The organism is Pedobacter sp. AC402 (assembly GCF_979252805.1).
Genome location: NZ_CEEDAI010000002.1, coordinates 92657 through 113491 on the forward strand (window position 1 = coordinate 92657; position 20835 = coordinate 113491).

At 37.7% G+C, this 20835-nt stretch carries 18 protein-coding genes and 4 pseudogenes; 16 read left to right on the plus strand and 6 right to left on the minus strand.

What is annotated here, in order from left to right; all coding sequences use genetic code 11:
- The 3 genes and pseudogenes from AC0IWE_RS02325 to fumC all read right to left on the minus strand — a co-directional run bounded on the left by AC0IWE_RS02325 (position 1) and on the right by fumC (position 2405).
- Complete coding sequence (locus AC0IWE_RS02325; RefSeq protein ID WP_471791752.1) at positions 1-516, minus strand: fumarate hydratase; 516 nt, start codon at positions 514-516, stop codon at positions 1-3.
- A gap of 7 nt (positions 517-523) precedes the next feature.
- Positions 524-871 carry a hypothetical protein gene (locus AC0IWE_RS02330; protein WP_471791753.1) on the minus strand — a complete coding sequence of 116 codons (348 nt, stop codon included), beginning with the start codon at positions 869-871 and terminating at the stop codon, positions 524-526.
- 135 nt (positions 872-1006) lie between these two features.
- Positions 1007-2405 (minus strand): annotated as a pseudogene (gene fumC, locus AC0IWE_RS02335) (class II fumarate hydratase).
- A gap of 197 nt (positions 2406-2602) precedes the next feature.
- On the opposite strand from fumC, the gene rsgA reads away from it, so the two are divergent.
- Positions 2603-3523 (plus strand): ribosome small subunit-dependent GTPase A, encoded by a 921-nt coding sequence (gene rsgA, locus AC0IWE_RS02340; RefSeq protein WP_471791754.1) that lies wholly within the window; start codon positions 2603-2605, stop codon positions 3521-3523.
- Between the two features lie 105 nt (positions 3524-3628).
- Positions 3629-4582: a Smr/MutS family protein gene (locus AC0IWE_RS02345; protein ID WP_471791755.1), complete on the plus strand. Its 954-nt coding sequence runs from the start codon at positions 3629-3631 to the stop codon at positions 4580-4582.
- A gap of 512 nt (positions 4583-5094) precedes the next feature.
- Here the strand turns inward: AC0IWE_RS02345 and AC0IWE_RS02350 are convergent.
- From AC0IWE_RS02350 to AC0IWE_RS02360, 3 genes are read right to left on the minus strand one after another with little or no spacing between them, the layout of a single operon-like run.
- Entirely contained in the window at positions 5095-5787 is a 693-nt protein-coding gene (locus AC0IWE_RS02350) for a pirin family protein (protein WP_471791756.1), read from the minus strand.
- Between the two features lie 3 nt (positions 5788-5790).
- Positions 5791-6297, minus strand: coding sequence for a hypothetical protein (locus AC0IWE_RS02355; protein WP_471791757.1), 507 nt, complete (start codon positions 6295-6297; stop codon positions 5791-5793).
- Positions 6291-6686 (minus strand): hypothetical protein, encoded by a 396-nt coding sequence (locus AC0IWE_RS02360; RefSeq protein ID WP_471791758.1) that lies wholly within the window; start codon positions 6684-6686, stop codon positions 6291-6293. The genes AC0IWE_RS02355 and AC0IWE_RS02360 overlap by 7 nt, the downstream gene beginning before the upstream one ends.
- Positions 6687-6803: 117 nt before the next feature.
- Between AC0IWE_RS02360 and AC0IWE_RS02365 the strand changes: the two genes are divergently transcribed.
- The 14 genes and pseudogenes from AC0IWE_RS02365 (at position 6804) to AC0IWE_RS02430 (ending at position 20830) form a co-directional block, all read left to right on the plus strand.
- Positions 6804-7103, plus strand: coding sequence for a hypothetical protein (locus AC0IWE_RS02365; protein ID WP_463492404.1), 300 nt, complete (start codon positions 6804-6806; stop codon positions 7101-7103).
- A 137-nt stretch (positions 7104-7240) separates the two neighbouring features.
- Positions 7241-9128 (plus strand): annotated as a pseudogene (locus tag AC0IWE_RS02370) (preprotein translocase subunit SecA); the annotation flags it as partial.
- Positions 9129-9302: 174 nt separating this feature from the next.
- Positions 9303-10717: pseudogene (locus AC0IWE_RS02375) on the plus strand (preprotein translocase subunit SecA); the annotation flags it as partial.
- A 403-nt stretch (positions 10718-11120) separates the two neighbouring features.
- Positions 11121-11333, plus strand: coding sequence for a hypothetical protein (locus AC0IWE_RS02380; RefSeq protein ID WP_471791759.1), 213 nt, complete (start codon positions 11121-11123; stop codon positions 11331-11333).
- Positions 11324-11716, plus strand: coding sequence for a type II toxin-antitoxin system VapC family toxin (locus AC0IWE_RS02385; RefSeq protein WP_471791760.1), 393 nt, complete (start codon positions 11324-11326; stop codon positions 11714-11716). The genes AC0IWE_RS02380 and AC0IWE_RS02385 overlap by 10 nt, the downstream gene beginning before the upstream one ends.
- Positions 11717-11852: 136 nt before the next feature.
- Entirely contained in the window at positions 11853-12296 is a 444-nt protein-coding gene (locus AC0IWE_RS02390; protein WP_055908632.1) for an SPOR domain-containing protein, read from the plus strand.
- Positions 12283-13467 (plus strand): M20 metallopeptidase family protein, encoded by a 1185-nt coding sequence (locus tag AC0IWE_RS02395; RefSeq protein ID WP_471791761.1) that lies wholly within the window; start codon positions 12283-12285, stop codon positions 13465-13467. Before AC0IWE_RS02390 ends, AC0IWE_RS02395 begins: the two co-directional genes overlap by 14 nt.
- Positions 13468-13553: 86 nt before the next feature.
- On the plus strand, positions 13554-14495 hold the full coding sequence (locus AC0IWE_RS02400) for a hypothetical protein (RefSeq protein WP_463492408.1): 942 nt from the start codon (positions 13554-13556) through the stop codon (positions 14493-14495).
- Between the two features lie 289 nt (positions 14496-14784).
- The gene (locus tag AC0IWE_RS02405; RefSeq protein WP_471791762.1) at positions 14785-15825 is read left to right on the plus strand and encodes a serine hydrolase domain-containing protein; all 1041 of its coding nucleotides are present in this window, start codon (positions 14785-14787) and stop codon (positions 15823-15825) included.
- A 134-nt stretch (positions 15826-15959) separates the two neighbouring features.
- Positions 15960-16355, plus strand: coding sequence for a DUF3471 domain-containing protein (locus tag AC0IWE_RS02410; RefSeq protein WP_471791763.1), 396 nt, complete (start codon positions 15960-15962; stop codon positions 16353-16355).
- Positions 16356-16375: 20 nt separating this feature from the next.
- The gene (locus AC0IWE_RS02415; protein ID WP_471791764.1) at positions 16376-17035 is read left to right on the plus strand and encodes an SGNH/GDSL hydrolase family protein; all 660 of its coding nucleotides are present in this window, start codon (positions 16376-16378) and stop codon (positions 17033-17035) included.
- Between the two features lie 126 nt (positions 17036-17161).
- Positions 17162-19144 (plus strand): annotated as a pseudogene (gene dnaG, locus AC0IWE_RS02420) (DNA primase).
- A gap of 260 nt (positions 19145-19404) precedes the next feature.
- Positions 19405-19770: a YraN family protein gene (locus AC0IWE_RS02425; protein WP_471791765.1), complete on the plus strand. Its 366-nt coding sequence runs from the start codon at positions 19405-19407 to the stop codon at positions 19768-19770.
- A complete protein-coding gene (locus AC0IWE_RS02430) occupies positions 19748-20830 on the plus strand; it encodes a glutaminyl-peptide cyclotransferase (protein ID WP_471791766.1) in 1083 nt (360 codons plus the stop codon). Before AC0IWE_RS02425 ends, AC0IWE_RS02430 begins: the two co-directional genes overlap by 23 nt.
- Positions 20831-20835 lie beyond the last annotated feature (5 nt).

The following is a 20835-nucleotide window of genomic DNA, read 5'->3' on the forward strand; positions in this document are numbered from 1 at the left end:
TTATAATTCTTTTTGTACGCAGGTAATTTTTTCTTTGAGGATTAATTTGATTTCACGCTGATCACTTAAGCTTTCTAACGACATTGTATCTGCGGTATGCTTTTTAATCAGGAAATTCTTTTCATATCGACCAATTCGGTAACAGCCCGATATTTTTTGTTTGTAATTGGCATGCGTAAAGGTTGCGCCAACAAATAGTGTATCGCCTTTAACGGCATAAACACCCTTTGCATATTCTTTCCAAACGCCATTATGATAGCACGAATCTTCGTAAAGGTTTACTTTACTGTGTGTAACCATATCGATGTAAACAGAATCGCAGCTAAACCGAAAATGGTGCTGGGTATAATTACTTAATTTATCGCTAAAGGCAACCGAATCTTCGTTCCATACGCCCTGCATAAAATCTTCTCCCTTGCCCTGTATGTTAGGCCTAGGGCTACAAGCGATATAAAAGATAGATAATGCAAAAAGGATGATGTAAAAACCCTTTAAACCCGGCTGCAGTTTGTTCATTGTATGGTTAATCGATGCTTTTAGGAAATTGATTAGTAAAATCAGTATTCTTTTTAACTGTGTTGGTAACCAGTATTAAAAAACCGATGGCAAAGCAAAGACTGGCAATGAGATTAAAAATACCAATTACGGTATAATACTTAGAGATATCAGTGTAGGGTATATTTTTATAGCTCGTTAACATTGGCATAAAAAGATAAAGCACATGAATAACTAAACCCATTCCAGCCCCAATGGTCATTAAAATAGCTTCAACAACCGTTCTCTTTGATAAAAAATAGCAACATGCCCCAAGTACAATACATGGCGCAATGATCGATGTCATACTGATCATTGTAGCGAATATCGAATTCATATTACCAGTTGTTTTGATTAATGGTATTGATTAAAAAACTAATTTTTCAAAGTGACGTCATTCCCGCGCAGGCGGGAATCTTAATGCAATACGCTTTAAGATTCCCAATCGAGTTGGGAATGACGATCCTCTAAATTATTTCAAACTGCCTACCATATCTTCCGGGCGTACCCACTCATCAAACTGTTCATTAGTTAACAGGCCCAGTTCTACAGCTGCTGCTTTTAAGGTTTTATTTTCTTTATGAGCTTTCTTTGCAATTTTAGCTGCGTTTTCGTAACCTACATGTGGATTTAAAGCCGTTACCAACATCAACGAATTTTGTAAATGTTTTTCAATTTCTGGTAAGTTGGCTGTAATTCCTTCAGCACATTTATCATTAAAAGAAACACAGGCATCGCCAATTAAACGTGCTGATTGCAATACGTTGGCCGCAATAACCGGTTTAAATACATTAAGTTCAAAATGGCCGCTCATACCACCTACCGAAACGGCAACATCGTTACCAATTACCTGTGCACAAACCATGGTTAAAGCCTCTGGTTGTGTAGGATTTACTTTTCCGGGCATAATAGAAGAGCCTGGTTCGTTATCAGGAATTACAATTTCGCCAATGCCACAACGTGGACCAGAACTTAACATCCTAACATCATTTGCTACTTTCATTAAAGCAACCGCGGTACGTTTTAATGCGCCAGATAGTTCTACCATCGCATCGTGTGCTGCTAAAGCTTCAAATTTATTCGGGGCGGTTACAAATGGCAAGCCTGTTAAATCGGCAATTTTCTTTGCCACTAAAACATCGTATCCTTTTGGTGTATTTAAACCAGTACCTACAGCGGTACCACCTAAAGCTAACTCAGCAACCATCACCAAAGCATTTTTAATTGCCCTGATGCTGTTATCAATCTGTTGTACATAGCCCGAAAATTCCTGCCCCAGGGTAAGGGGGGTAGCATCCATAAAGTGAGTACGGCCAGTTTTAACAATAGAACTGAATTCTTCAACTTTATTAGCTAATGTATTTCTAAGTTTCTCTAAACCGGGGATAGTGGTTTCTACCGTAAGTTTATATGCCGCAATATGCATTGCAGTAGGAAAGGTATCGTTTGATGACTGCGATTTATTTACATCATCATTAGGGTGAAGTACTTTTTTATCATCGGCCAGTGCACCACCATTAATTACATGCGCACGGTTGGCAATTACCTCGTTACCATTCATGTTACTCTGTGTGCCAGAACCCGTTTGCCAGATTACCAATGGGAATTGATCATCAAGTTGACCGGCAACAATTTCATCACAGGCTTTGGCAATTAATTCAGCTTTTTCGGCCGATAATACGCCAAGTTCCGTATTGGCAAGTGCCGCAGCTTTTTTCAGGTATCCAAAAGCGTGGATAATTTCTTTTGGCATCGAACCTTCCGGCCCAATCTTGAAGTTATTGCGTGAGCGGTTCGGTTTGTGCACCCCAGTATTTGTCGGCTGGTACCTGCACCTCGCCCATGGTATCGTGTTCTATTCTGAAACTCATTATATTTTTGATTTTTATTGTCGCAAATTTAGGTTTTTTGCCTTTTAAAGCGTTGAATTTATGTAAGATATTTGGTAGATAGGAAAATATAAGGTGAAAATTACTGTAAACTTTAAATCTTTATTGCGGATAACCAAACTTTTATCCACGCTGGCTGCTTCTACCAATGAAATCATATTCATACCTTTACCGCAAATATGCAGGGATTAGTTATTAAGTCTACAGGGAGCTGGTATAGCGTTTTGGCCGATAATGGTGAACGTTACGACTGTCGTATTGTAGGGAAATTCAGAATTAAAGGACTTAAAACCACCAACCCGATTGCGGTTGGCGATAGGGTGAAATTCGACCTTGAAAAGGACAGTAACCAGGGCTTGATTAACGAGATGTTGCCCCGCAAAAACTACATCATCCGCAAATCAATTAACCTGAGTAAGCAGGCGCAAATACTTGCTGCGAACCTTGATATGGCCATGTTGGTGGTTACATTGGCCTCGCCACGCACTTCTTTAGGTTTTATCGATCGTTTTTTGGTAACAGCCGAAGCGTATGATGTGCCTGCCGTATTGGTATTTAATAAACTCGATCTGTTTAGTAAAGAGGGTTTAGAAATCCTTCAGGAATTTAAAAATATATACGAAAATATTGGTTATGCCTGCTATGAAGTTTCGGCTTTAAAAGGCATCAATATTTCGGTGATCCAGGAGCTGATTACCGATAAAATTACCCTCATCTCCGGTCATTCCGGCGTGGGGAAATCAAGTTTGATTAATGCATTGTTGCCCGATCGCGATTTAAGAACAGGAGAGGTTTCAGATTGGAGTGATAAAGGGCAGCATACCACCACTTTTGCCGAAATGTTCGAACTGCCTCAGGGTGGTTTTATTGTAGATTCGCCGGGAATTAGGGAACTCGGTGTTATTGACATTGAAAAAGAAGAGCTGGGACATTTTTTTAGGGAAATTTTTAAAACCTCACACAGTTGCAGGTTTAACAATTGCAGGCATATTAATGAGCCTGGCTGCGCAGTTATGGCGGCGGTAAATGATGGCGAAATTGCAGTATCCAGATACGAAAGTTACCTGAGTATTTATCACGGAAACGATACTCGTCATTAACCCCCAGCCCCTAAAGGGGATCTGCATGGTGAAGTGAAATTTGGAGAAATTGTAATAACTATTACTAAATAATATGGAGATTCCCCTTTAGGGGATTTAGGGGCTATGAAATTTAAACTTGGAGATTTTGTGCGTTTTGTTGATGAAAAACGTGAAGGTTATGTAACGAAGATTATCGATGCCCAAACTTTAGGTGTAACTGATGAAGATGGTTTCGAAATTCCTGTAGCGGTTAGTAATTTAACTTCGGTACATGGCCATGGTGTGGTAGCCGAAGAGGTTGATATACCGAAACCCATCCAGGTAAATGTTCCCGGTATTAGTAAAATTGAAAATGGAATTTATGTTGCTGTAGCTACAGATGATAAAGCGGGTAATGTGGTGCATTTCCACCTGCAAAATCATTCGCCCAATATTTTATTAGTGAGTTTAACCACAGCGCGTAAAGAAAAATATGCGGGTGCCTTTCATGGGGTAGTAGAATCTTATGCATCTGCCTTGGTTTATTCGGCTTCTCTGGCTGATTTAGATCTTTGGCCGGAATTTAATTTCCAGGTCTTGGTTTTTAGTAAAGCCGATGTAAAACCTATTGACCCATTGGTGATTGCCAAAAAATTTAGGGCAAAAGATTTTAGTACAGAGCAAAAAGAATTGCCACAATTAAAAAATAAAGGCTGGTTAATCCGTTTAGATGATCTTGTGCCTGTAAACATCGATCCTCAGAAACTGAAAGAAAGCTTTTTTAAATCAACAGAAGAGAAAAGAACGGTTGCAGCCCCACAAAAAGAAATCGATCTGCATATCGAAAAACTCAGAGATGATCATCATTTTTTAGAAGCTGATGAAATGCTGCAGATCCAGATTAATCATTTTCAAACGGCTATGGATGCTGCGGTTGTGCATCATTTCGATAAAATTGTTTTTATCCATGGTTCAGGAAATGGTACTTTGAGGGATAAAATTCATAAACTGATCAGTAAAAATCCACATGTGAAAACCTATATGGATGCACGGAAAGAAAAGTTTGGCTACGGGGCTACAGAGGTAGTTTTTAAATAAAATAACATCCTGAGCCTGTCGGCAGATCATCAGTTAATTTATTTTATTTAATCATTTGGGAGTTCCCCAATCCCCTGAGAACGGAAAAGGGGCGGGCTTTTCAGGGCTGCGCTTCGCTGCGGTACCGATGAAAACCTGTAAACAAGCAAGCATACCGTAATTAAATAAAAACAGATGCTTTTTCGGTACCAAACCCTTCCAATCCCTAAGGCAAAACCCAGCGTCGAAAAAACATTAAGGGAAAATGCTGCTATATTCACGTGAGTTTTGGGTCTTGTTTTCGTATTGCGAACTGAAGAAGGGGTTGTGCGTAGGCGTGAAGCAATCTTTTTTAATAATAAATTGCATGATAGATTGCTTCGTCGTTCCTCCTCAGCGTTGCCGATCTTTTTTTTGGATTCTATATAGGGTAGCCTGTCGAACGACTCAGCAATAATCTTCTAAAATCTGCGGGATAAATTTACGTCATGGTTCGTGTCCTCACACACCATTTGTTTGCAAAAACCTAAAAGCTAAAACCCAAATTCCAAAACCACCACAATCGCATTATTACTTAGGGCTTTCAATTCAACCTGCTCAATATCCCAAAGCGCTAAACCATCTCTGGCGTGCATTAAGCGGCCTTCATTTTCGAAAGTACCTTCAATAATAAAAGCAAAAAAATTGTTATCCGCCTTTTGCATTTTATAAACTGCTGCTTGGCGTTCGGCAAAAATACCTGCGCTTAATTTAAAGGGTAATTTCTGGTTGTCGATAATTTTGATCAGTTGATTCGGGCTCTTTTCAAAATCAAAACCAAAAAGCATTTCACTTGCACGCATCAAAAACATGTCGGTTTTAATCCCAAACTGCATGTAATTAATGGTATCGTTCTGGTAAGGATTGCTAATTTCCAACACTTCACCTTTACCCATATTTAAAACCTGTATCTGGCCGGTTTCTAAAGCGAATTCTTTTCCATTGGCAACAATATCAATGCCGCCGGTAATGGGCATAAATAGCTGAAGCGAATCTTCTTTACATAGAAAAAATGTAACCTTGCCGCCAACAATCGATTCGTCATTGCATATAAACAGATTGCCAAAAGCCTCTTTATTTTCGTTAAAATATTTTTCGAAATTAAAGGTATTGTAACTTCTTAAAACTGAACTTTCGGTTAATCCGCGCTGATCTGCCAAAAATATTTTTCCAGGTGTAAGTTCCATCGTTTAATCTGTATGTTTTAGAGCATGTATGCTCACAAAAGGTTGAATCTGAAAAAGATTTGTAAAAACCTCAGCTTCATTTGCTTCTTTAAATTGCGATACTAAAAGCAGGTTATCAACGGTATCGTGCCAAATAAGTGGTTTAGAAAAAAAGTTGATCGCTATTTTATGTTTTTCCAGGTCGTTGATATCTGAGTTGATCAATTCGAACTTAAAGTTTTCAAAAGTTAGAAACCGACGGCCTAAATTGTCCATTATATCCGGTATAATGCCATTTAACTGGCGTAAATATCCGGTAATGGCTGCGCTTACCAAAAAGTGCAGTTTTTCTGCCTCAGGAGTATTGATCAACATTTCGGCAAAAGTGGTAAAACGTTGTTCCTGATTGTAAAATTGAGCCTGCATCTTAAACTCTGCAAAACTATCTTCATGCACAAACTTATCCCAGGCACTGGTGTTGGTGGTATCAATTATTTTTCGGTAGCAGAGCGTAATTACTTTTTTCAACATGCCATAAAATTAAAAAAGACGGTAAGAATTCCTAATGTCTTTTTAAAAAATAAAACAATATTATAAAAAGCGGGGGCGTCATTATAAAAAGCAGGGGCATCATTATAAAAAGCGGGGGCGTCATTATAAAAAGCGGGGGCATCATTATAAAAAGCGGGGGCATCATTATAAAAAGCGGGGGCATCATTATAAAAAGCGGGGGCGTCATTATAAAAAGCGGGGGCATCATTATAAAAAGCGGGGGCATCATTATAAAAAGCGGGGGCATCATTATAAAAAGCGGGGGCGTCATTATAAAAAGCGGAGGCATCATTATAAAAAGCGGGGGCATCATTATAAAAAGTGGGGGCATCGTTATAAAAAGCAGAGGCATCATTATAAAAAGCCAATTCAGCAAAATAGAATCAAGGGGCGATAAAAGAAATACAGGATTAAAAAATGAGGTACGATTTTTGGGATGATGTAATTTCATTTTATAAAAATTAAAACTAGCTTTGCCGCTATTAATGAAACACCTCGTAACCATATCACTTGTATTTTTTAGCTTAACACATTTGGCGAAAGCCGAACGCGTTGAAGGGCTTAGAATATTAAATGAATATTGTAATGAGCATAACATTAGTATCAATGCAACTGGTAAGGCCTCGGTTCAGCTTAACGAAGCGCGCAATCCTTACCTGTTATCCTACACTAAACTGGCTTTAATTGGCACACAAGCACAATTAAAAGTTGCAAAGTACGTAAGTGTAAATCAGGTAATTGCCGATTTAACCATCAGAAAAAAACCGAAGAACAACAGCCCTTAGTTCCTTTTGTTAAAAGAATCTTTTAAAAGATTTTAAGCCCCCAATGATAGCAATAACTGCCAAACTGACTTAGTACAGACAATGGCTTGGTTGTTGTAACACACCATTTTTTTATAAATACGATTTAAAATATTATAATGTTAGGATTTTTAGCGAAGGTTTTCGGAAGTAAATCAGAAAGAGATATAAAGGCTATCCAGCCATTGGTTGTTAAAATTAACGAACACTACAGTAAACTATCTGCACTAAGCAATGATGAGTTACGTGGTAAAACCATAGAATTTAAAGAAAGGATTTCTACTTTCTTAACCGATATAGACGGAAAAATTTCAGCCCTAAAAGCTGATGCAGAAAACGAAGATTTAGATCTTCATCAAAAAACAGCAATTTATGATCAGGTTGATGCTTTAGGTAAAGACCGCGATACAGAATTGGAGAAAGTACTTTTAGAAATTCTTCCTGAAGCTTTTGCTGTTGTAAAAGAAACTTCACGCCGTTTAAGCGAAAACGACTATTTAGAAGTTACCGCAACCCAGTTTGACAGAGATTATGCTGCAAGAAAAAACAATGTTAAAATTGTTGGCGATAAAGCACACTGGGCCAATAAATGGGATGCCGCAGGAACTGAAGTGGCCTGGAACATGGTTCACTATGATGTGCAGTTAATTGGTGGTATTGTTTTACACAGTGGTAAAATTGCCGAAATGGCTACCGGTGAGGGTAAAACTTTAGTGAGTACTTTGCCTGCATATTTAAATGCCCTGGCCGGGCAAGGTGTACACATTGTAACTGTGAACGATTACCTTGCAAGAAGGGATAGTGAGTGGAACGGGCCGTTGTTCGAATTCCATGGCTTAACTGTTGATTGTATTGATAAGCATGAGCCAAACTCCGAAGAAAGAAGAAGAGCTTTATGCCGCAGATATTACCTACGGTACCAATAACGAATTTGGTTTTGATTACCTGCGTGACAATATGTCGCAAACGCCAGATCAACTGGTACAACGCAAACAGCATTTTGCAATGGTGGATGAGGTCGATTCAGTTTTAATTGATGATGCCCGTACACCTTTAATTATTTCGGGCCCGATTCCCCGTGGTGATGAGCATGAATTTTATGAGTTAAAACCACGTATTGAGCGTTTGGTTAATGCACAGAAAGCTTATGTTACACAAGCGTTAAACGAAGCTAAAAAATTAATTAACGCCGGTAATAGCGGAACCGAAGAGGGCGAAGGTGGCTTAGCCTTATTGCGTGCTTACCGTGGTTTACCAAAAAACAAAGCCTTAATTAAGTTTTTAAGTGAAAGCGGTGTTCGTGGTTTGTTGTTAAAAACAGAAAACCACTATATGGCCGATCAATCCAAGAATATGCCTAAGGTAGATTTTGAATTGTATTTCTATATAGATGAAAAAAATAACCAGGTTGAGTTAACTGAAAAAGGTATCGAACTGATTACCCAATCGGGAGAAGATCCTCACTTTTTCGTATTGCCGGATGTTGGTACGGAAGTAGCCGAGTTAGAGAAATCTGATTTGCCATTGGAAGAAAAAGTAATTGAGAAAGATGCTTTAATGCGCGATTATTCTGTTAAGGCAGAACGCATTCACTCGGTAAACCAATTGTTAAAGGCCTATACATTATTCGAAATTGATGTAGAATATATCATCGATGAAGGCAAAATTAAGATTGTTGATGAGCAAACCGGCCGTATTATGGATGGCCGTCGATACTCTGATGGTTTGCACCAGGCAATTGAGGCCAAAGAGAATGTTAAGGTTGAAGATGCTACCCAAACTTATGCAACTGTAACCCTGCAAAATTATTTCCGTATGTACCACAAGCTTTGCGGTATGACGGGTACAGCAACAACAGAAGCAGGCGAGTTTTGGTCGATCTATAAATTAGACGTTGTAGAAATACCAACAAACAGGAACATTTCAAGAATAGATGAACAGGATTATGTTTATCGTACCGTTCGCGAAAAATACAACGCTGTTGCTGCAGAGATCCAGTACCTTGTTTTTCCATATTCTCATTACGAAACAGAATACGAAACCGATAAAGAAGGTAATGTAAAGCAAAAAGATGGCAAACCAGTTGTTAAATACGATCAAACTGGCAGAGCCGTACCAAAACTTGATGCCAAAGGTGCATTAATTCCTGCGGTTAATCCTGAAACAGGTCAACTTGAGCCAAAAGCTGGCCGTCCGGTATTGGTAGGAACAACTTCTGTAGAAATTTCAGAATTGTTAAGCCGCATGCTTAAACTCCGTGGCATTAAACACAATGTGTTAAACGCTAAAATGCACCAGAGAGAGGCTGATATTGTTGCAGAAGCCGGGCAGGCAGGAACTGTAACCATTGCAACCAACATGGCTGGTCGTGGTACCGATATTAAATTGGGTGCAGGTGTTAAAGAAGCTGGCGGTTTAGCCATCGTTGGTACTGAGCGCCACGAATCTCGCCGTGTAGACAGGCAGTTACGTGGTCGTGCCGGTCGCCAGGGTGATCCGGGTTCATCTCAGTTCTTTGTTTCGTTAGAAGATAACCTGATGCGTTTATTTGGTTCAGAGCGTATCTCGAGCATTATGGTGCGTATGGGTATTGAAGATGGTGAGGTAATTCAGCATTCAATGATTACCAAATCTATAGAGCGTGCACAGAAGAAAGTAGAGGAAAACAACTTTGGTATACGTAAACGTTTATTGGAGTACGATGATGTAATGAACTCGCAACGTACTGTAATTTATGCTAAACGTAAAAACGCTTTGTTTGGCGAACGTTTAGATGTAGATATGAACAATATGGTTTTCGATGTTGCAGAAGATATCGTAAGCGAATATAAACAGGAAGGAAATTATGATGGTTTCAAACTGGAGGTGATTAAGAACTTCTCTTTAGATACCGCCATTACCGAAAAAGAATTTACTTCAACCAGTACTCCTCAGTTAACTGAAAAGTTGTTTGATGAAGCTGAAGCATTTTATGCACGTAAATCAGAAGCAATTATTCAACAGTCATTACCGGTTTTAACCCAGGTTTATCAAGAACGTGGTGAGCACATCGAGCAAATTGTAGTTCCTTTTACCGATGGTATCCGCGGTATTCAGGTGGCGGTTGATTTGAAGAAAGCAATCGAAAATAAGGGAAAAGAAGTGGTTCGTTCGTTCGAAAAAACCATTGTTCTGGCCTTAATTGATGATAGCTGGAAAGAGCATTTACGCGAAATGGACGATTTAAAGCAATCTGTACAAAATGCAGTTTACGAGCAAAAAGATCCATTGGTAATTTATAAAATGGAAGCTTTTAACTTATTTAAAAACATGCTTAATGCGGTAAATAAAGAAGTGGTAAGTTTCTTATATAAAGGTGGTATCCCGGTTCAGCAAGAGCCAGATGAAGTTAGAGAAGCGCCAGCTCGGTAAAGCAACCAAAGTTGCAAACTACTAAACAAGAGTTTGGCAGAGAAGAACCAGGTATTGAGTTTGGCGATACACGTGAGGCCGTTCCACAACAGCCCATCCGTAAAGAAGCTACAGTTGGTAGAAACGAACCTTGCCCATGTGGTAGCGGTAAAAAGTATAAAAACTGCCACGGCGCAAACTTATAGCCGGAATAAATATTTCACATTAAGCCTCAGCATATTGTTGGGGCTTTTTTTATAACGCTGGTTTTTAAAACGAATCTGGCTTTTTTATTGAGATGAGGAGAAAACCTAAAATTCTTAGGAAACAAGATCTTCTACGGATGACCCAAATAAGGGATTAAAATCTATGAATTCTCCGTGCTTTTCTGTGTTTCCGTAGCAAACTGATCTGTGTAGATCTGTGGTTAAAATCCTTCGGCTACGCTACCATTGACAGATCTGTTAAAAAAGGTCGACATTGTTGAGGTATGAAGAAATGACAAACCGAAAAAACTAACCCGCATAATATCAATTTGCTTAACCCATAAAGAATGCAGATTTTGGATTAAGCTGACTGGTTTTTGTATTTAAATTAGTATTTTTGAGTATGAGAACTGTAACAGTGGATATTTTAAACGATAAAGCATTAGATCTTTTAAAAGATTTGGAATTGCTTAAAGTTATTCGCTTAAGAATAGATTCGAAGACTCAGGATCTCTCTGGTAACGATCTGATCACAAAATATAAGGGCTCGATGCAAAAACAGCCAATTTCAGATGTTGATGAACAATTAAATAGTATACGAAACGAGTGGGAATAAGTTATCTTTGGGATACCAATACTGTAATCTATTTTCTGCAAAGGCAATTTGCACCAACAGCTGAAAAGTTTATTGACAATGTAATATCTACTAACCAGCCTGCCATTTCTGCGATCACTGAGATTGAACTTCTTTGCTGGAAAACTGCTACTGAAAACGATTTACTCATATTAAGAAACTTTATTAAGGATTCTTATGTGTATGAACTAAGCCAGGAAATTAAAAATCAAACTGTAGAGGTACGCAAATATTATAACCTGAAATTGCCCGATGCAATAATTGCTGCAACAGCTATTGTAAACAACCTTACTCTTATTACACGAAATTTTAAAGACTTTGATAGGCTTTCCAGTTTAAAGGTTACCAATCCATTCGACAGGTAATATTTCGTTCGGATAATATCAATTTGCTTAACCCATAAAGAATGCCGATTTTTGCAACGATTTCGGCATTCTTGTTGTTAAGAAGATATGAGATGATATTTTACTCATCTGCTCATAAATGCTCAGGTTTTTACACATGAAAAAAATATTAACTTTTATCTGTTTTTTGTTTCTTTTTAATACTGCTTTTGCACAAAAAGGAGAAGTAACGGTAATAAAAGACCCTTTAATTGATAGTTTAATAGCCAAACGTATTGCTGTTTATAAAAGCTCTGGAGAAGTAAAACCAGGCAAACCCATCGTTTCTGCCTATGGTTATAGGGTGCAGATTTTTTATGGCTCTGATCGGCGTGAGGTTTTTAACCAACAGGCAAGGTTTAAAGGGCTTTATCCACAATTAAATACATACCTTACTTATAAAGAACCAAACTACTATGTTCGGGTAGGCGATTTTAGGAGTCGATTGGAGGCTCAGCGACTAATTAACGAACTTAGACCAACTTTTCCCACTCTTTTTATTTTCAGGGAAAAAATTAACGCACCAAGTTTAGATACCACAACAAACAATGATCAAAAATAAAATACAAGAACTGGCCGGCAACATTTTTAATGAAGTTGTAGGCTTCCGTCAACATATTCATGCCAATCCCGAATTATCTTTTAAAGAATTCGAAACCTCACTATTCATCAAGGATAAATTAAAAAAGTGGGGAATAGAATATACCGATTGCGCCAATACAGGTGTTGTGGGTTTAATTAAAGGAAATATCCCATCTGATAAAGTAATTGCTTTGCGTGCCGATATGGATGCTTTACCCATCCATGAAGCGAACGATAAACCTTACCGTTCTAAAAACCATGGTGTAATGCATGCTTGTGGCCATGATGTACATACATCTTCACTTTTAGGTACTGCGAATATCTTAAATCAAATGAAAGATGATTTCGGTGGTACAATCAAACTGATTTTTCAACCAGCAGAAGAATTATTGCCCGGTGGTGCCAGTATTATGATTAAAGAAGGTGTGCTCGAAAATCCAAAACCTAATTATATTGTTGGCCAACATGTAATGCCAATGATTGATGCTGGTAAAGTGGGTTTCCGATCGGGAATTTATATGGCCTCTACCGACGAATTGTATGTAACTGTAACCGGAAAAGGCGGTCATGGTGCGCAGCCTCACCAAAATATCGATCCTGTTGTAATTGCATCACATATTATTATCGCGTTACAGCAAATTGTAAGTCGCAATGCAGATCCGCGTTTGCCTTCAGTTTTATCATTTGGTAAAGTAATTGCTAATGGCGCAACCAATATTATTCCTAATGAGGTTAAAATCGAAGGAACATTCAGAACTTTGGATGAAAACTGGAGAGATGAAGCGCATAAACGCATGAAAAAAATGGCCGAAGGAATGGCAGAAAGCATGGGTGGAAGCTGTGATTTCGATATTCATAGGGGATACCCATTTTTAATTAACGAAGAAAAATTAACTGCCAATGCAAGGGCTTTTGCTGAAGATTTTTTAGGTAAAGAAAACGTAGTGGATTTGGATATCTGGATGGCAGCTGAAGATTTTTCTTTCTATTCTCAGGTAACAGATGCTTGTTTTTATCGTTTAGGTACTGGTAATGCAGCTAAAGACACTCAATATTCGGTACATACGCCAAGATTTGATGTAGATGAAGATGCTTTAAAAATATCAACAGGATTGATGGCTTATATCGCTTTGAAACAATTAGGAAATTAAGGGTGAAACGGTATAAAAAAACCATTCGCGCTCACCATTTAACATCCCTAAATTTCAGGCAAAAACCATTTACTTATTCAGCTTCGATGAAAAAATACTTTTTTCTTTTACTGTTAGCGTCAATCTCTTACAAAGGTTTAGCCCAGGAAATTAACCGTTTTAATCCGGATACGATCAAAACCATTACGCTCGATTCTACAGTAAACATCAAGGCCGAAAAGTTGAATGTAGAAACCTTTATTAAAAGAGTGATGTATGATACTTCTTTTTATCAATCGTTTAGGGATATGAAACGTTATAGCTTCATTGCCGAAAACAGAATTTATAGCTACGATAAGAAGAATAAAGTTGACGGAAAGGTTTACCGTAAAATAAAACACAACAACAGTGGCCCTTATAAAATGGAGTACCTGGTTAAACAAGACACGGGTAAAATTTATAAGAAAAACGGAAAATACCAATTGTATACCGTAGAAATGTTCGATTACATTTTTATGAATGCCTACAATACCGATTTTGTACCCAATGCACCGCAACCGGATGGCAAAGGTGGAACAAACGAAAGTTATAAAGACAAGCTGAAAACATTAATTTTTAATCCTGGCAGACCGATAAAAGTTCCTTTTATTGGGAGTAAAACCGAAATTTTTTCTGCCAATATGCGCCAGTATTACGATTATGGTTTTACAAGTGGCACCTATCTGGATTCTATCCCTGTATACCGTTTTAAAGTTTCGGTAAAACCCGATTTAAGTAGCTGGACGAAAGATGGTATTATGATTAAAGAACTGGTAACCATTTTTGATAAGCGGAATTTCAATATTTTGGGCCGTTATGTTGATATGAAATACAGCAACATGCTGTTCGATTTCGATGTGCAGATGAATATCGAAATGGGCTATTTTGGAGATGATAAACTGCCAACTAAAATTACCTATCAGGGCAACTGGGATTACCCTTTCAAAAAAGAAGAACGGGCAAGTTTTTTAATCGTGCATAAAGATTACAAACTCGAAAAAGGAAAATAAAGATTGATTTTCTCCTACGTGTATTAAGCTGCTTTTAATACCCAGAGAGCCTTCTCCCTGAACTGAACCTTCGCGAGTTCGCAGAAGCTAATTTATTTTAGGCGCTGTTTTGCAGGAAAGCTGCCTGGCACGTAATAGCTGCCAGATAACTTAAAACACGCAATTTAGTTGTAAAATAAATTCAGCATAACGAATGGTGTTGAGGTGAGGAGATAAAAATTAATCTTCATAGTTAAATATTATTCGAACGCAGCTTATTATCTTTAACCGATTATTAAAACTGATACAAATGCAACTTTTTTCCTTATTAAAATTCAAAATATCGCTTGCTATTTTACTGTTTTTAGGTATCCAGGTGCAAGCCCAGGTACTTACCTCCAAGCAGATTGATAGTGTTGTAGAAAAAACATTAACTACTTTTAACGTACCTGGAATTGCAGTTTCTGTTATCAAAGATGGTAAAATCATTCACCTCAAAGGTTACGGGGTAAGTTCTATCAAAACCAATAAAAAGGTAGATGAAAATACCCTTTTCGGCGTGGCCTCAAATACAAAAGCTTTTACAGCGGCTGCCTTGGGTATGTTGGTTGATGAAAAGAAAATTACCTGGGATACAAAAGTAACGGATGTAATTCCGGAATTTAAAATGTATGATGCCTATGTTACCAGCGAATTTACCATTCGCGATCTGCTTACACACCGCAGTGGTTTAGGTTTGGGTGCAGGTGATTTAATGATCTGGCCAGATTCTTCAACAGTTGATAAGAAACAGTTAATCCATAACCTCCGTTATTTAAAGCCCGTTTCATCTTTCCGCACAAAATATGATTACGACAACCTTATGTATATTGTTGCAGGTGATGTGGTGGCAAGGGTTTCGGGTAGTACTTATGAGGATTTTATAGAAAGCAGAATTATTAAGCCTCTCGGCATGACGAAAACTGCAGCCTCTTGGTACCGCTTAAAAGATAAATCGAATGTAATTGATGGCCATGCACCGTATCAGGGTAAATTGCTTCCGGTAGGCCTTAGCTTTGGCGAAATTGCCAATGCAGCAGGAGGCATTTATTCTAACGTTACCGATATGAGCAAATGGGTAACAGCAATGATTAACGGTGGTAAATACGGAGAAACATTAGATCAGAAATTATTCAGTGCTGCTGTAGCCAGAGAACTTTGGACCCCTCAAACCATCATAGCAGGTGGTAATCCGGCCGCTTTTAGCAGCTATGGTTTAGGCTGGTTTTTGACTAACGTTAATGGTAATTTTCAGGCAACGCATACTGGTGGTTTATCGGGTATTGTAACTACAGGTAATCATTTTGCCTGAAATGAAATTGGGGATTATCGTATTAACCAATCAACAATCTGGTGCTGCATTTAACGCCATTACAAATTCAATTAAAGATGGTTATTTAGGCATATAAAGCCCAGGATAGAATTAAAACCTATAACGATAACCGGTTGAGGAATGAAAAACAGGCTGATGAAATGGTGAGCAAAGTGTGGAATGATATCGCCGCACAACAAAAACTATCTACCTCTAAACCTGATGCTAAAAATTACTACGGCACTTTCCACGATGCCTGGTTTGGCGATGTTACCATTAGTGAAGTAAATGGTAAAATGCATTTCAAGGCTAAAAATGCCCCAAAATTAAAAGGCGACATGACTTATTATAAAGGAAATACCTACATCTTAAAATGGTACGATAGAAGTTTGGATGCAGATGCTTTTGTTAATTTCAGTTTAGATAACAATGCCATAGCAAATGGATTTAAAATAGAAGCAATTTCGCCACTAACCGATTTTAGTTTCGATTTCCAGGACCTGGATTTTAAAAAGACCGACAATAAATAACCCTAACCAATTATAAAAAGATGAAAACACTATTAAAAACAAGTATTTTACTAAGCTTTTGCCTAATTGCATTAACCTCAATGACATTTAAACCAAAACGGATTATCTTTTTCGGCGATTCGATTACCCAGCAAGGAGTTTCAAAAAAGGGATATGTAACCCTGATCAAACAAGCGTTAGATTCTACTAAATACAATGTAATTGGTGCAGGGATAGGCGGTAACAAAGTATACGATTTATACCTCCGTTTAGAAGATGATGTTCTGAATAAAAAACCTGATTTAGTGGTAATTTATGTGGGTATTAATGATGTTTGGCACAAGCAATCTTCTCATACAGGAACTGATTACGATAAATATTTAAAGTTTTACCAGGCGTTGATCAATAAAATTCAGGGCGTAGGAAGCAAAGTAGTATTGGTAACACCTTCTGTACTAGGAGAGAAAAAAGATGGTACAAATGAATTGGATGCCGATTTAAATAAATATGCTGCCGGGATTAGAGAACTGGCTGCAAAAAACAATCTTCCGGTATGCGATTTAAGAAAGATTTTTACCGAATACGAAGCAAAAAATAATCCTGAAGATAAAGAAAAAGGTGTTTTAACCGTTGATAGGGTACACTTAAACGAAACTGGCAATAAATTGGTTGCCGATGAGTTATTGCCTTTAGTGAAGTAGAAGGTTTTAAACCGCAAAGCGCGCAAAGTATTTCGCAAAGAACACAAAGAAACTTTTCTCTGTGTTCTTTGTGTTTTTTCTCTGTTATCTTTGTGGTAAAAAAGAAGAGGAAAGCGCTGTGCGTATATGATAAACCGCGAAACGATAGATAAGATAATGGATACCGCCCATATTGAGGAGGTAGTAGGGGATTTTGTGCACTTAAAAAAACGCGGAACCAGTTTAATTGGCAATTGCCCTTTCCATGGCGAAAAAACACCATCCTTTCACGTATCCGTAACCAAGGGCATTTACAAATGTTTTGGTTGTGGTAAAGGTGGAGATTCAGTGCGCTTTATAATGGATCATGAAAAATATTCATATCCGGAAGCACTTAAGTTTTTAGCCAATAAATATAATATTGAAGTTGAGGAAGCTGAATTAAGTCCTCAGGATGCCGAAGCACAAAGTGCCAAAGAAAGTCTTTACGTTGTTTCACAATACGCAGCTGCATTTTTTGTGAAACAACTTTGGGAAACAGACGAAGGCAAAGGCATTGGCCTCAGCTATTTTAAAGAGCGTGGCTTTAGAGAAGACATCCTAAAGAAATTCGAGGTAGGTTACTCACCCGATGTTTGGGATGCCATGACGCAAAGCGCGATCAACGCAGGCCATAAATTAGAATTTTTAGAAGCTACCGGATTATCAATTAAAAATGATAACGGTAAAATTTACGATCGCTTCCAGTGGCCGTGTGATGTTCCCAATCCACAACTTTACAGGCAGGATTATCGGTTTTGGTGGTAGAACATTAAAAACAGATAAAAATGTTCCTAAATATGTAAACTCTCCGGAAAGTGAAATTTATCATAAATCGAATGTGCTTTATGGTTTATTCCATGCTAAAAAAGCCATTCGCGATTTAGATAACTGTTACCTGGCAGAAGGATACGCCGATGTGCTTTCCGTTCATCAGGCCGGCATAGAAAACGTGGTAGCATCTTCGGGTACTTCTTTAACAAGTGAAAGCAGATTAAACTGATCGGGCGTTTTACACAAAACATTACCATTTTATTCGATGGTGATGCTGCAGGTATTAAAGCCTCACTCCGAGGTTTGGATATGATTTTGGAAGAAGGCCTTAACGTGAAAATCGTTTCCTTCCCCGATGGTCACGATCCGGATTCTTATATGCACCATGTGGGAGCAGGAGCTTTTAAAACCTATCTTGAGGAGAACAGAAAAGACTTTATTTTATACAAAGCCAATGTACTGCTAAAAGACGCTGGTAACGATCCCATTAAACGTGCTGGCATTATCCGTGATATTGTAGAAAGTATTGCGAAAATTCCCGATCCTATTAAAGCTTCGGTTTTTATCCGTGAGTGTAGCAGTTTGCTCGAAATTGATGAACACATTTTATTAAGTGAGCTCAATAAAATGCGTTCGGCTAAGCTTAAGAAAAGTTTTGATAACAACCAGCGATCAAATTCTTCTTCAAGTTCAAAGCCATATTCGTCAGGTCCGCCCGAGCCGCTTGGTCCGCCAGATGATTTATGGGATGATAGCGCAGGCCCGATGGGGCAAGAGCCACCTGTAGAGGAAAACGAACATCAGGAAAAAGAAATCGTGAGGTTATTACTGGCTTTCGGACACGAGTTTGTAAATTGGGATAAGATTGATGACATGTACATCGGTTCTTTTATTATGCAGAATCTGAGCGATGTAGAATTCGACGATCCGCTGTGTAAAAGAATTATTGATTACTATAAATCAGAAATCGACAATGGACGTTTGCCTACTTCCAACCATTTTGTAAAACACGAAGATAGAGAAATTGCCGATCTCGCCATTACATTATCGACTTCAGAATATGCCTTAAGTGAAAATTGGTTAAACAAGCATCTCATTTATGTAAAAGATGAATCAATGAATTTAAAAGCTACGATTTTAGGCGGTATTTTTCACCTTAAAAAACGAAAAGTTGAAAAAATATTGATGAATCTGTTGAAGGAAATTAAAGATGAAAAAAATGAGGACAATCAAATGATTTTGATGCAGCGTTACGGGGTGATTAAGGGCGTAGAAAGAGAAATTTCGAAGTTTTTGGGTTCTGTGATTGTAAAATAAATTAGAGTTGATTATCATTTAATAGAAATGATCGCTTAGTTTTATAAATAACATAACTTCATGCTTTAAATAATAGTATTGTTATCTTGAATTTATTTTAGGGTCTTTATAGCAGGAAGATGCTGACCACGAAGTAGCTATTAGACCTTTAAAACAATAAAAACTGCTAATAAAATAAATTCAGCATGACGATCAATTTAAGTTAAGAAACTAGTATCATCCTATAGAAATTTTTAATCAAAATCCAGTTTTAATCATTTATGGCATTACACAATGATTTAGGTAAAGAGGGAGAACGAATTGCCAAGCAATATCTGGAAGTTGAAGGTTATGAAATTTTAGATGAAAACTGGACGCACGGAAAAGCCGAAGTTGACCTGATTGTATATAAAAACGGAATCATGACCTTTGTGGAAGTAAAAACCCGAAGTTCTGTAGCTTTTGGCGATCCGGAAGAATTTGTACAAAAAGCGAAGCAAATTCAGATGGAATTGGCAGCGAATGCCTATATTGAAATCATGAATCATCAAAATGATGTCCGTTTTGACATTATTGCGATTACATTTACAAAAAATAAAAATTATAATTTAAAACATATTGAAGATGCGTTTTGGCCTGAAGATTAACCCAATCAAAAATTTCTTATTTATCGGAATTGCACTTGCCTTTGTAAGTTCTTGTAAAGACAGTTCTACCACAACCTACAGAAGCTTTGTTTCACCTATGACCGGCCTTAATGTGGCATCAGGTAATGAATTTGATGTTAAAGTACAATTTGGAGCTGAGCAAAAGGTAGATTCTGTTGTTTATTTAATCGATACCGTTAAAGTACTTTCGAAAACTGATACTTCAGCCATTAAACTAAAAACTGTAGGTTTAAAATTAGGAAATCACTTAATCACAGCAAAAATATTCGGCGAAGGAAAATCAGAAGATTTAACCTCAAACATTAATGTTTTAGCTGCTCAGGCACCTACTGAATACAGTTATAAGGTAATTAAAACCTTGCCTCACGATACAGCTTCTTATGTAGAAGGCCTTGAATATCATGACGGATTTTTTTATGAAAGTGCAGGAGATTATGGCCATTCGAGCTTACGTAAAGTAGAACCTTCCACCGGGAAAATCTTACAGAAAGCAGATTTAGATAAACAATATTTTGGCGAAGGAATAACGGTAATCGGCAATAAGATTATTCAGTTAACTTACCGCGAAAAAGTTGGCTTCGTTTACGATAAGACAACTTTTAAAAAACTGTCTGAATTTTCTTATACCACTGGCAGAGAAGGTTGGGGTTTGGCTTTCGATGGTCAGAAAGTATACAATACTGATGGTTCGAACACAATATTTTTTCTGGATAAAGATTCTTATCAGAAAATTGGATCAATTGATGTTTTCGACAATAAAGGTGCAATTCAAAACTTGAACGAATTGGAAATTATTGATGGCAAAATTTATGCAAACGTATATACAACAAACGAAATTCTGATTATCAATCCGGAAACAGGTGCTGTAGAAAGCAAAATTGATCTATCAGGATTGTTGCCCGCCGATTACTTTAAAACTGAAGATGAAAAAGCGAATAATGTTTTAAACGGCATTGCTTATGATAAAGCAACCAAAAGACTTTTCGTGGCAGGTAAAAAGTGGCCACATATTTTTCAAATTGAGTTGGTGAAGAAGTAAGTGAA

What these genes read in the sequence shown, in the direction of transcription:
- AC0IWE_RS02390 (WP_055908632.1), top strand. Translation starts at nt 11,853, where the DNA reads ATGAAAAAAATATTAACTTTTATCTGTTTTTTGTTTCTTTTTAATACT.
- AC0IWE_RS02405 (WP_471791762.1), top strand. Translation starts at nt 14,785, where the DNA reads ATGCAACTTTTTTCCTTATTAAAATTCAAAATATCGCTTGCTATTTTA.
- AC0IWE_RS02355 (WP_471791757.1), bottom strand. Translation starts at nt 6,297, where the DNA reads ATGTTGAAAAAAGTAATTACGCTCTGCTACCGAAAAATAATTGATACC.
- AC0IWE_RS02415 (WP_471791764.1), top strand. Translation starts at nt 16,376, where the DNA reads ATGAAAACACTATTAAAAACAAGTATTTTACTAAGCTTTTGCCTAATT.
- AC0IWE_RS02325 (WP_471791752.1), bottom strand. Translation starts at nt 516, where the DNA reads ATGAACAAACTGCAGCCGGGTTTAAAGGGTTTTTACATCATCCTTTTT.
- AC0IWE_RS02430 (WP_471791766.1), top strand. Translation starts at nt 19,748, where the DNA reads ATGCGTTTTGGCCTGAAGATTAACCCAATCAAAAATTTCTTATTTATC.
- AC0IWE_RS02345 (WP_471791755.1), top strand. Translation starts at nt 3,629, where the DNA reads ATGAAATTTAAACTTGGAGATTTTGTGCGTTTTGTTGATGAAAAACGT.
- AC0IWE_RS02365 (WP_463492404.1), top strand. Translation starts at nt 6,804, where the DNA reads ATGAAACACCTCGTAACCATATCACTTGTATTTTTTAGCTTAACACAT.
- AC0IWE_RS02330 (WP_471791753.1), bottom strand. Translation starts at nt 871, where the DNA reads ATGAATTCGATATTCGCTACAATGATCAGTATGACATCGATCATTGCG.
- AC0IWE_RS02400 (WP_463492408.1), top strand. Translation starts at nt 13,554, where the DNA reads ATGAAAAAATACTTTTTTCTTTTACTGTTAGCGTCAATCTCTTACAAA.
- AC0IWE_RS02425 (WP_471791765.1), top strand. Translation starts at nt 19,405, where the DNA reads ATGGCATTACACAATGATTTAGGTAAAGAGGGAGAACGAATTGCCAAG.
- AC0IWE_RS02350 (WP_471791756.1), bottom strand. Translation starts at nt 5,787, where the DNA reads ATGGAACTTACACCTGGAAAAATATTTTTGGCAGATCAGCGCGGATTA.
- AC0IWE_RS02395 (WP_471791761.1), top strand. Translation starts at nt 12,283, where the DNA reads ATGATCAAAAATAAAATACAAGAACTGGCCGGCAACATTTTTAATGAA.
- AC0IWE_RS02380 (WP_471791759.1), top strand. Translation starts at nt 11,121, where the DNA reads ATGAGAACTGTAACAGTGGATATTTTAAACGATAAAGCATTAGATCTT.
- rsgA (WP_471791754.1), top strand. Translation starts at nt 2,603, where the DNA reads ATGCAGGGATTAGTTATTAAGTCTACAGGGAGCTGGTATAGCGTTTTG.